9 protein-coding genes are annotated in these 11,707 nt (G+C 64.9%); 2 read left to right on the forward strand and 7 right to left on the reverse strand.

Features of this window, described 5'->3' with window-relative positions; genetic code table 11:
• Positions 1-3 precede the first annotated feature (3 nt).
• On the forward strand, positions 4-603 hold the full coding sequence (locus S7S_RS08645; RefSeq protein ID WP_144401625.1) for a transcriptional initiation protein Tat: 600 nt from the start codon (positions 4-6) through the stop codon (positions 601-603).
• 14 nt (positions 604-617) lie between these two features.
• Positions 618-2,225, forward strand: a complete 1,608-nt coding sequence (locus S7S_RS08650) for a GMC family oxidoreductase (protein ID WP_008737516.1) — start codon at positions 618-620, stop codon at positions 2,223-2,225.
• 36 nt (positions 2,226-2,261) lie between these two features.
• Here S7S_RS08650 and S7S_RS08655 read toward each other — a convergent pair whose 3' ends face one another.
• The 7 genes from S7S_RS08655 to S7S_RS08685 form a co-directional block, all read right to left on the reverse strand.
• Complete coding sequence (locus tag S7S_RS08655; protein ID WP_008737517.1) at positions 2,262-3,548, reverse strand: hypothetical protein; 1,287 nt, start codon at positions 3,546-3,548, stop codon at positions 2,262-2,264.
• Positions 3,549-3,687: 139 nt separating this feature from the next.
• Positions 3,688-5,634, reverse strand: coding sequence for an acetoacetate--CoA ligase (locus tag S7S_RS08660; protein WP_008737521.1), 1,947 nt, complete (start codon positions 5,632-5,634; stop codon positions 3,688-3,690).
• Complete coding sequence (locus S7S_RS08665; protein WP_008737523.1) at positions 5,631-7,607, reverse strand: acetyl/propionyl/methylcrotonyl-CoA carboxylase subunit alpha; 1,977 nt, start codon at positions 7,605-7,607, stop codon at positions 5,631-5,633. The genes S7S_RS08660 and S7S_RS08665 overlap by 4 nt, the downstream gene beginning before the upstream one ends.
• Positions 7,608-7,625: 18 nt before the next feature.
• Positions 7,626-8,402 (reverse strand): enoyl-CoA hydratase-related protein, encoded by a 777-nt coding sequence (locus S7S_RS08670; protein ID WP_008737525.1) that lies wholly within the window; start codon positions 8,400-8,402, stop codon positions 7,626-7,628.
• A gap of 12 nt (positions 8,403-8,414) precedes the next feature.
• Complete coding sequence (locus tag S7S_RS08675) at positions 8,415-10,022, reverse strand: carboxyl transferase domain-containing protein (RefSeq protein ID WP_041025971.1); 1,608 nt, start codon at positions 10,020-10,022, stop codon at positions 8,415-8,417.
• Between the two features lie 17 nt (positions 10,023-10,039).
• Positions 10,040-11,206, reverse strand: a complete 1,167-nt coding sequence (locus tag S7S_RS08680; RefSeq protein ID WP_008737528.1) for an isovaleryl-CoA dehydrogenase — start codon at positions 11,204-11,206, stop codon at positions 10,040-10,042.
• 24 nt (positions 11,207-11,230) lie between these two features.
• The gene (locus S7S_RS08685; protein WP_008737530.1) at positions 11,231-11,656 is read right to left on the reverse strand and encodes a MerR family transcriptional regulator; all 426 of its coding nucleotides are present in this window, start codon (positions 11,654-11,656) and stop codon (positions 11,231-11,233) included.
• Positions 11,657-11,707 lie beyond the last annotated feature (51 nt).

The following is an 11,707-nucleotide window of genomic DNA, read 5'->3' on the forward strand; positions in this document are numbered from 1 at the left end:
TCAATGCATAATAATAACGCCCGTCCAGATGAGCCGGGCTGGATGTCGGGCCTTGCGCCTTTATCTCGCCGGGGATTTCTGCGTACCGCAGTGATCAGCGCCGCTGCCTTGAGCAGTGGCTGTGCCACCCTGCTGGGCCGTGGCGGTGACCACAGTGACCGTCGTTACCAGCACCTCACCGAAGACGAATCCATCGTGCTCAAGCGGCTCACGCAGGTGTTGCTGCCGGCCGAGCAGTTCGGACTGCCGTCCAGCCTGTCGGAAGTGCCCACCGTGCAGAACATCGACGGCATGGTCGGGCAGATGTCCGGCCAGACCCGTGAACTGCTGGGGCTGGGGCTGTGGGTGTTCGAGCACCGCTCGATGGCCAGCTTCCGCTTCAGCCGTTTCAGCCGGCTGGATGACGATGAGGCGTTGCGTTACGTCAACGCGATGCAGGCAGGCACTTTTTTTGAACGTGGTCTGATGACAACCCTGAAAACCCTCGTCTGCGTGAACTACTGGCGCGATGCCCGTACCTGGCCGGGGCTGGATTACCACGGCCCGGTCACCGAAATATGGGGCGTGCGCCGTCTGGGCAACGCACCGCTGCCGCAGGTCTGAGGAGAGCCGCACCCATGCGCATGATAACTGTACCCCGTGACGGCGTGCCGGTGACGACTGCGGCGGATATCGCCCGCGATCCGTCCATGGGCCGTCGCTTCAGCGTGAAAACCGAAGTGGTGGTGGTCGGCTCCGGGGCCGGTGGCGCGACCGTGGCCTATGAACTGGCCAAGGCGGGTCGCAAGGTCGTCGTGCTGGAATCCGGCCGCTACTTCCCCAGCGCAAACTTTACCGAACACCTGGGCGACACCATGACCGAGGTGTATCGCGAGCAGGGCAGCCAGTTCAATTCCACGGCAGATGTGCTGTTTGTGGAAGGCGAATGCGTCGGCGGCTCGACCGTGATCGGCGCCTGCGTGATGCAGCGCCCGCCGGATTCATTGCTCCGGCGCTGGTCGACGGAACTGGGCCTGGGCAACCTGGCGCCGGACACCATCGGCCCGCTGTTTGATGAGGTGGGCACGGAGCAGTACGTGCATCTCAACGAGGCGCACGAAATCAACGCCACCGCCCACAAGGTGATCCAGGGCTGTGAAAAGATGGGCTTCAGCTGGAAGCCGGTAGCGCGCAACGTACGCCAGTGCGCGCTGACCGGCCACTGCCTGGCCGGCTGCCCGTCGGACCGGAAAATGTCCTCGCTGGTGACGCATCTGCCCTGGGCCACGGCCTATGGCGCGCGGCTGTTTGCCGATACGCAAGTCCAGCGTGTGTTGATGCGCGCAGGCCGTGCGACCGGAGTGGAAGCGATTGTGCGTGATCCGCTGACCGGTGCGCAGATTGCCGAGATGCGCGTCGATGCCGAAGTGGTGGTCGTCGCTGGCGGCGCCATCCAGACGCCGGTGCTGCTGCAACGCAGCCAGGTGCCGGACATCAGCGGCCAGATTGGCCGCAACATGGCGGTGCAGCCGTTTGTGCAGGTGCTGGCGCAGTACGACGAAGAGCTGTTCGGTTTTCGTGGTGCGCTGGTCGGCGTCGAGATTGATGAATTCCTCGAAAGCGACGGCCATATGTTTTTCTCGGCGCTGGCGGAACCCGAGCAATTGATGATTCAGGGCGAGCAGGGCGCCGGGCCGGACCATATCCGCTTTATGAAACAGTACAAGCACCTGGCCGGCCTGAACGCGTTTGCCATTGATGAAGGGCGCGGACAGGTGAGCTGGGAAGGCGACGTGGCCACCGGGCGCAAGGTGATCAGCTGGAACCCGAGCCGCGCCGAGTTTGAAAAACTCAAGCGTGGCGCGTCACTGGCGGCACGGATTTTCTTCGCGGCGGGTGCCAGGCGGGTGTATATCCCGAGCTTCCAGCAATTGCAGGCGGACTCGGTGTTTGAGCTGGACGCGACCATGGATCAGGTGAGCTATGGCCTCAAGGGCATGTACTCCCTGCGGATCAACTCCTTCAGCCCGCACGGCACCTGCCGCATGGGCAACGACCGCTTCCAGAGCGTGGCCAATGCGCGCGGTGAAGTGCACGATGTGAAGGGGCTGTTCCTGGCGGATGCCAGCCTGATTCCGGAGCCGATGCCGTCCGCGCCACATTGGACGGTGCAGGCGCTGGCCAAGCAGGTGGCGCGCAATATTCTCGACAGCGCCAGCGGACTGTTTCTGAACGGCAAGGCATGACGCGAACGGCTCAGAGCGGCATTCGCCGCTCTGGGTTCAGGGAAGCGGGCGATAAGTGGCGCTGTTTTCCGACAGCGCACGACGCGCATAGTCTTCCGCCGACAAGCCCTGGCTGTCACCGCTGAACAGCAACCGCGCGACAAAGTAGAACTCCTGCCCGAACGGAATATCCTGCAACGCAAAGCCCACATTCGGTCCCTGGCCGGGGAAGCGCTCGGGCGGGTTGGCCAGGGTGCGGTCATCTTCATAGACCAGCTTCACCGGCGTATCAAAGCCGTCACGGAAATCCAGCTCGGCGAGCAGGTCAAACTGCCGGCCGGTGCTGAACCACAGCCAGTTGCGGCCACTCATGGGCGTGTCCAGCATGCGCTGCTCCGTGTCCGAGATGGCGCCGTCCACCCGCGCTTCCAGTTCGCCGGTCCAGCTGGTGCGCAGGCGGGCGCCGAGCAACTGGTTGCCGTCCAGCGACATCGACACCGACGGGCTGTTGAGCACGGTATTGGCAATGCCGGGCAGGGTGAAGCGGGAATGAATATCCGTCTGCTGCGGCATGATCAGGAAATAATTGTCGATGTTGAGCACCGGCACGCGGGCGAAACGCACCGAGGTGGTGGCGTAGACGGCGGTGACCAGGGGGCCTTCGATGACTTCCTCGATACGCGGGCTGAGGTTGCTGTTGTCCAGGGTGATGCGGGAACGGTCGCCGAGCACGCCGGCGCTCAGGCGGATCTTCAGCGTGTCGAGAATGCTTTGCGGGCGGCCCCCGGGGCTCTCATAGCCCCGGAAAAAGAAATCGTTCCACACCAGCAGATTGTCCGGCGCCATATTGAGCTGATAGTGGGTGCTCTTGATCTGCATGCGCTCGCGGTCAAACCGCACGTAGCGTTGCGTGGCCTGCTGATAGGCATTGCGGACCACATAGAAATAGCCTTCGCCATCGTCGTACCGGACGCGCAATTCGCCGACCACGTTTTCTGTGGAGTGTGACAGCGCGGCGGCGTCCAGCGCCTCGCCGGCGTCCTGGGCATCCAGAAACAGGCGGTCACCGGCGTTGATGCGGCCGGGCTGGCCGGCCCAGCGTGTGCTGCGGTCACTGCGAAACGCCGGCAGGCCATCTTCCGACCAGGGCAGCCACTGGTGTGGCACCGGACGAAGCTGGCCCTCGCTGGCGCTGAACACGGAAAACTGCGCGGTGGGCTGGCCGACCAGCGGGCCGAGGTCGCGGCCGCTGAGTTGCAGCAGGTGCGCCTGGGCGGCGAGCGGTAGCAGGCTGCTCAGGAGGAAGGCTGAACAGAACAGGCGAAGCAAAAGGGTGATGGTCATTTTTCTTATAAGAATAATGGCTGGGGCTGAAGCGCCATCATTGGTATTTCCGGGCTGCAGGTCAATGCCAGTCAGCCCGAAAAGTGCGCCTTGCTGTCAATGACCTCCATCACAGAGGACGTGCGTGCCGACAGGCGGTTCAACGCAGCTCCTCGCGGTCGCGGAAATGCGCCAGTGCCGCAGGGTTGGCCAGCGCGTTCAGGTTGGTCACCGGGCGGCCGTGAATAATTTCGCGCACGGCCAGCTCGACGATCTTGCCGGACACCGTGCGCGGGATTTCCGGCACCGCCAGGATCACCGCCGGCACATGCCGTGGGCTGGCGCCTTCACGAATCGCCTTGCGCAGGCGGGCGCGCAGGGTGTCGTCCAGCGTCACGCCGGGTTGCGGCACGACAAACAGCACCACGCGCACATCACCGTCCCATTCCTGGCCGACGACAATGCTCTCCCGAATTTCCGCCAGCGATTCCACCTGGCGATAGATTTCCGCCGTGCCGATACGCACGCCGCCGGGGTTGAGCACGGCATCGGAGCGGCCGTGGATCACCATCCCCTGCCAGCCGTCATGAGGGCGCAACTCGGCATAATCGCCGTGCGCCCAGACGTTCTCGAAACGGCTGAAGTACGCCTTGTGGTAGCGGCTGCCGTCGGCATCGCGCCAGAAACCCACCGGCATGGACGGGAAAGGCGCACGGCAGACCAGCTCGCCTTTTTCGCCCGTGACCGGCTCGCCGGCATCGTTGAACACGGCCACGTCCATGCCCAGGCCGAGGCATTGCAACTCGCCGCGATACACGGGCAGCAGCGGATTGCCCAGGGCAAAACAGGAAATGATGTCGGTGCCGCCGGAAATGGAACTGAGCTGCACCTGTTCGCTGATGGCCTGATAGACAAAATCAAAGCTCTCGTGCAGCAGCGGTGAGCCGGTGGAAAATAGCACACGCAAGGCGGACAGATCGCATTTTTCGCGCGGCACCAGGCCGGATTTTTCCACCGCCTGGATAAATTTGGCGCTGGTGCCGAAATGGGTCACGCGCTCCCGCGCCGCGAGATCGAACAGGCGGCCGGTATCCGGCCAGGCCGGGTTGCCGTCGTACAGCACCAGGGTGGCGCCGGCCTGCAGGCCGCCCACCAGCCAGTTCCACATCATCCAGCCGCAGGTGGTGAAATAGAACAGCCGGTCGCCCTGGCGCAGGTCGCCGTGCAGGGCATGTTCTTTCGCGTGTTGCAGCAGCGTGCCGCCGGCCCCGTGGACGATGCATTTGGGCTGCCCGGTGGTGCCGGAGGAATACAGGATATACAGCGGATGTTCGAACGGCAGCAGGGCATAGTCCGGCACGTCCAGCGCGCCGTCGAGCCAGGCTTGCCAGTCCTGCGTGTCCGGCAGGTGTTGCTCGCCGGTGGCGATCTGCACCACGGTGGCGGACGGCAGGCCGGCGCGAATCTGCGTGGCGCGCTCGGTCAGGTCGATCCACTTGCCGTTGTAGTGATAGCCGTCGGTCAGCAGCAGAACAGTGGGTTCGATCTGGCCAAAACGATCCAGCACGCCGCTGACGCCAAAGTCCGGCGAGCAGGACGACCAGACGGCGCCGATCCAGGCGCTGCCCAGTGCGGCAATCACCGCCTCCGGGCCGTTCGGCAGCCAGCCGGCGATGCGATCACCGGGCATCACGCCGGCCTGTGTCAGACGGGCTGCGAACTGGCCGGCGGCGTGGCGCAATTCATCGAAGCTCAGGCGGCGCTGCCGGCCGTTTTCGGTTTCGCAGATCAGGGCGATGTCGTGCGGGTGCGTGTCGGCGTGGCGTAGCAGGTTTTGCGCATAGTTCAGGTGCAGGTTCGGAAACCAGCGTGTCTCGCGCAGGTGTACGCCGGGCTGCATGGCCGGTGCGGTATCGCCCTCGGCGGTCAGGCCGCAGAAGTGGTAAACCTGTTGCCAGAACAGATCGCTGTCGCGCACGGACCATTGATGCAGTGCCGTGTAATCGGCAAAGGTCTGGCCGGTGGCGGCTTCCGCCTCCCGCATAAACTGCGCCAGCCGTGTTTCGGCGGCGCGGCGCGCATCCGGTTGCCACAGCGGTGTGTTCATCCTGCGTTCTCCGTGTCGTCAGCGTCGAACACAGCCAGCAGGGCGCCTTCGCTGACGGTATCGCCTGCGGCGAAGGGCAGCTCGCGCACCACGCCGGCCACCGGCGCCCGCAGCGTGTGTTCCATTTTCATGGCTTCCATGGTGATCACCGCTGCGCCCGCGTCAACCCGGCTGCCGGCGCTGACGTGGCAGGCCACTACTGTGCCGTTCATCGGGGCGGCAAAGGCGGCGCCACGGGCGGCGTCGTCGGCGTTGCCGAGGTTCGGGTTCAGCAGCAGGCTGTCGGTGTGGCCGTTGCTGAAGAGGTGCAGGTGCTCGCCGTCGAGGCGGGCGCTGGCCGTCAGGCTGTGGTGTGAATCGGTGTCGGCAAGGCGGCCGGTGCCGCTCTGCCAGTGCAATGACAGGCGTTGATCGTCGCACCGTGCATGCAGGGCGTCGTCCTGGCCTTCCAGTATCACGGTATGCAGGCGGTCATCCAGCTGGAAGGTGGCGACAAAGCGAGCGGGTGCGAGATGCTGCCAGCCGCCTAGTTGCGACCAGGGATCGTCATCGGCGCGGGCACGCAACTGATCACGCCAGCACAACGCGGCGGCACACAGACGCAGCGGCAGGCTCTCGTCCTCCACGCCGGTGGCGGGCTGGTGCTGTGCCAGGAAACGGGTGGACAGCTCGGCCTGCGCAAACGCGGGATGCTGGAGCACGCTGATCAGGAACGGAATGTTGTGCCGGATGCCGGCAATGCGCGTGTGCGCGAGTGCCCGGGCCAGGCGCCGCCGGGCCTGATCACGGTCGTCGCCAAAGCAGATGATTTTCGCCAGCATCGGGTCGTAATGGTCGCTGACGCGATCGCCTTCGCCAAAGCCGGTGTCCACGCGCAGGCCGGGTTGCTGTGGCCATTCGCACACGGCCAGCAGGCCGGAGGAGGGCATGAACTGGCGCGCCGGGTCTTCGGCATACAGCCGCACTTCCATGGCGTGGCCCTGGATGCGCAATTCGGATTGTTGCTTTGGCAGTGCGCCGCCGGCGGCCACGCTCAACTGCCAGGCCACCAGGTCTTCGCCGGTGATCAGTTCAGTGACCGGGTGCTCCACCTGCAGGCGGGTGTTCATTTCCATGAAATAAAACTGGCCGTCCGGGGCGAGCAGGAATTCCACCGTGCCGGCGCCGCGATAATCGATCGCCAGGGCGGCCCGCACGGCAGCATCGCCCAGTTGCTGGCGCAGGGCGTCGCTGACACCGGGTGCCGGGGCTTCTTCGATAATTTTCTGGTGACGGCGCTGCACAGAACAGTCGCGCTCGAACAGATGCACGGCGTTGCCGTGACTGTCGGCGAACACCTGCACTTCCACGTGGCGGGCCTGTTCCAGATACCGCTCCAGCAGCACGCGATCATCACCGAAGGCGCCACGGGCTTCGCGGCGCGCGGCGGCCAGGGCATCGGCAAAGTCTTCTGCACGCTCAACCACGCGCATGCCTTTGCCGCCACCGCCGGCCACGGCCTTGATCAGCAGCGGAAAGCCGATCTCGCCGGTGGCGGCGAGCAGTTCGTCATCGCTGGCGCCTTCGCGGTCAAAGCCGGGCAGCACCGGCACCTGATGTTGCGCCATGTGCTGCCGGGCGGCGGCCTTGTCACCCATCAGCCGGATGGCGTCGGTGCCGGGGCCGACAAAGATCAGGCCGGCGGCGTCGCAGGCGTTGGCGAAGGCGGCGTTTTCAGACAGAAAACCATAGCCGGGGTGAACCGCATCGGCGCCGCTTTGCTGCGCGGCCGCGATCACTTTTTCAATATCGAGGTAGCTTTCCCGGGCCGGTGCCGGACCCAGGCGTATGGCCTGGTCGGCTTGTATCACATGCGGCAGGGTGGCGTCGGCGTCGGAATAGACGGCGACGGTTTCAATGCCCAGTGCGCGGCAGGTGCGGATAATGCGGCAGGCGATTTCGCCCCGGTTGGCGATCAGCAGACGGTGGATCATGCGCGAGCTCCCGTGACGTTAGTGTGGCCGCCAACTTGGCGCGCGTTTTTCCAGAAAGGCACTCAGGCCCTCGCGGCCTTCGTCGGTGCTGCGCAGGCCGGCGATCAGTTCCGCCGTCCAGGCGATCAGCTCATCGCTGGCCGGTTGCCCGGCCACCTTGTCGACGATCTCGCGGGCTTTCAATTGCGCGTTCGGTGCGCCAGCCAGTAATGCCTCGATACAGCGGTCTACCGCTGCGTCCAGTTCGGCTTCCGGCACAGCTTCGTGGGCCATGCCGATCTGCACGGCGCGGGCCGCGTCGATCACTTCGGCGGTCATGAAATAACGCCGCGCCTGGCGCGCGCCGATGGCGCGCACGACGTAAGGCGAAATCACGGCGGGCAGCAGGCCGATGCGCACTTCGCTCAGGCAGAAGCGGGCGGTGTCGGCGGCGATGGTGATGTCGCTGGCGCAGGCGAGGCCGGTGGCACCGCCGTAGGCTGCGCCCTGCACACGGGTAATGACAGGTTTGGCGGCACGGTCAAGCGTGCTCATCAGCGCGGCCAGGCGGGCGGCGTCGGCGCGGTTTTCGTCCCAGTTCTTGTCGGCCATGCGGCGCATCCAGCCCAGGTCGCCGCCGGCGCTGAAATGCTTGCCGGCACCGGCCAGCACGATCACCCGCGCATCGCTGTCCCCGGCTTCGGTGACGCAGCGGATGATGTCCTCGATCAGGGCATCGTCGAAGGCATTGAGTTTGTCCGGCCGGTTCAGCGTGATGCGGGCCACCGGGCCGTCGTACTGCAGCAGAATGCTCATGGCGGAATCCTGTTACATGCGGAACACGCCGTAGCGTGTTTCGGTGATGGGGGCGTTCAGGCTGGCCGACAGGCACAGGCCGAGCACATCGCGGGTGCTGGCCGGGTCGATGATGCCGTCGTCCCACAGCCGTGCGCTGGCGTAGTAGGGGCGGGCCATCTGGTCGTACTGCTCGACCATGGACTGCTGGAAGGCTTTCGCCTCGTCCTCGCTCCACTGTTCGCCTTTTTTCTTCAGCGATGCCTGGCGCACCTGCGTCAGCACACTGGCGGCCTGTTCACCGCCCATGACGGAAATGCGGGCGTTGGGCCACATGAACATGAAACGCGGGTCGTAGGCGCGGCCGCACATGCCGTAGTTGCCGGCGCCGTAGCTGCCGCCGGTGACCACGGTGAATTTCGGCACGCTGGCACAGGCCACGGCGTTGACCATCTTGGCGCCGTGTTTGGCAATGCCTTCGGCCTCGTATTTTTTGCCGACCATAAAGCCGTTGATGTTCTGCAGAAAGAGCAGCGGAATACCGCGCTGATTGCACAGCTCGATAAAGTGCGCGCCCTTGAGGGCGGACTCGGAAAACAGAATGCCGTCGTTGGCCAGGATGCCGACCGGGAAACCGTGAATGCGGGCAAAGCCGGTCACCAGGGTGGTGCCGTAGCGGGCCTTGAATTCGTCCAGCTCGGAGCCGTCGACGATGCGGGCGATAATTTCCCGCGCCGGCATCGGCTGCCGCGTGCTCGGCGGAATGATGCCGTACAGTTCTTCCGGCGCGTAGGCAGGGGCGACCGGCGCCGCCATGTCCATCTGCTGCGGCTTGCGCCAGTTCAGGCGCGAGACGGCCTGTCGTGCCAGGGCCAGGGCATGGGCTTCGTCTTCGGCCAGGTGATCGGCCACGCCGGACTGCTCGCAGTGCAGGGCCGCGCCGCCCAGTTCCTCGGCGCTGACTTCTTCACCGGTGGCGGCTTTCACCAGCGGCGGGCCGGCCAGGAAAATGGTGCCCTGGTTTTTCACCATGATGGTCTCGTCGGCCATGGCCGGCACATAGGCGCCACCGGCAGTGCAGGAGCCGAGCACGACAGCAATCTGTGGAATGCCGCGCGCAGACATATTCGCCTGGTTAAAGAAAATGCGACCGAAATGTTCGCGGTCGGGAAAAACTTCGTCCTGGCGCGGCAAGTTGGCGCCGCCGGAATCCACCAGGTAAATGCAGGGCAGGCGGTTTTCCGCCGCGATGGCCTGGGCGCGCAGGTGTTTTTTCACCGTCAGCGGATAATAGCTGCCGCCTTTGACGGTGGGGTCGTTGGCGACGATCATGCATTCCACGCCGTGCACGCGACCGATGCCGCCGACGCAGCCGGCGGCGGGCACGTCTTCACCGTACACATCCAGCGCGGCCAGCGGCGACAATTCGAGAAACGGCGAGCCGGGGTCCAGCAGGCGCGCGATCCGCTCACGCACCGGCAGTTTGCCCTGGCTGCGCAGCCGGGCCTCGGCGGCTTCGCCGCCGCCGTGGGCAATCTGCGCCAGCCTGTTCTGCAATTCTGCTTTCAGCGTCAGGTTGTGCGCACGGTTGGCGGCGAAGTCGTCGCTGCCGGTGTTGATACGGGAAATGATTCTGGGCATGGTGGCTCCGGCCGCGCTCAGGCGGTTTCCTTGAACAGCTCACGGCCGATCAGCATGCGACGGATCTCGCTGGTGCCGGCACCGATCTCGTACAGTTTGGCGTCGCGCAGGAGGCGGCCGGTGGGGTAGTCGTTGATATAGCCGTTGCCGCCCAGGCACTGGATCGCTTCCAGCGCCATTTTGGTGGCGTTTTCGGCACAGTAGAGAATCACACCGGCGGCATCCTTGCGGCTGCTTTCGCCCCGGTCGCAGGCCTGCGCCACGGCATACAGGTAGGCGCGGCTGGCGTTCAGGGTCACGTACATATCGGCCAGCTTGCCCTGCATGAGCTGGAATTCACCGATGCTCTGGCCGAACTGCTTGCGCTCGTGCAGATAGGGCACCACCACGTCCAGCGCGGCCTGCATGATGCCGACGGCGCCGCCGGCGAGCACAGTGCGTTCGTAGTCGAGGCCGCTCATCAGCACGCGCACGCCATCGTTGAGCTTGCCGAGCACGTTTTCTTCCGGCACTTCGCAATCCTCGAACACCAGCTCGCAGGTGTTGGAGCCGCGCATGCCGAGCTTGTCCAGTTTCTGGGCGCGGGAAAAGCCGGGGAAATCACGTTCGACGATAAAGGCAGTGATGCCGCGCGGGCCGGCACTGGTGTCGGTCTTGGCGTAGATCACGTAGGTGTCGGCGTCCGGGCCGTTGGTGATCCACATCTTGTTGCCGTTGAGGACGTAGCGGTCGCCGCGCTTGTCGGCGCGCAGCTTCATGCTTACCACGTCGGAACCGGCACCCGGCTCGCTCATGGCCAGTGCGCCGACGTGCTCGCCGGAAATCAGCTTCGGCAGGTAGCGGGCTTTTTGTGCGTCGTTGCCGTTCAGGGAAATCTGGTTCACGCACAGGTTGGAGTGCGCGCCGTAGGAAAGGCCAATGGAAGCCGAGGCACGGGAGATTTCTTCCATCACCAGCGTGTGGGCCAGGTAGCCCATGCCCGCGCCGCCGTATTCCTCGCTGGCGGTGACGCCGAGCACGCCCAGGTCGCCCAGCTTGCGCCACATCGGCATCGGGAAGGCGTTGTCGCGGTCCACGTCGGCGGCGATCGGCATGATTTCCTTTTCGGCGAAGGCACGCACGCTGTCGCGCAGCGCGGTCAGTGTCTCGTCGAAATTGAATTGCAGGGTGGGGTAGAGGCTCATGACGTGCTTCCTCACAGGGATGGCTCAGTTGTTATCGGTAATGCGCTGCAGGGTGTCCAGGCAGCGCTGTTCGGCTTCGTCCAGTTCCAGCTGCATGACTTCGATGTCGTGCAGTTGCTGGGTCAGTTGCGCGCGTTTCTCGTGGATCTTGTCCATCAGCGCCTGCAACTGGCCACGGTTGTTGTCGCTGCCAGGGCTGTACAGCTCAATCAGCTCGCGGCTTTCCGCCAGTGAAAAGCCCAGCCGCTTGCCGCGCAGGATCAGTTTCAGCCGCACCCGGTCGGCGGGGCTGTAGACGCGGGTCTGGCCCCGGCGGCGGGGCGTCAGCAGCCCCATGTCCTCGTAGAAACGGATCGTGCGGGTGGTGACATCCAGCTCACGGGCCAGTTCGCCAATGCTGTAGGTGCGGGCGTCCGGGCGTGGCTGTGGGGTGGTTTTGCGCTGGCTCATGCTGCGCAACGGTAGCGGAAGTTTACGTTAACGTAAAGTGCCGGCAGCAGG

Origin of the sequence: Isoalcanivorax pacificus W11-5, assembly GCF_000299335.2 — a bacterium.
Classification (GTDB): domain Bacteria; phylum Pseudomonadota; class Gammaproteobacteria; order Pseudomonadales; family Alcanivoracaceae; genus Isoalcanivorax; species Isoalcanivorax pacificus.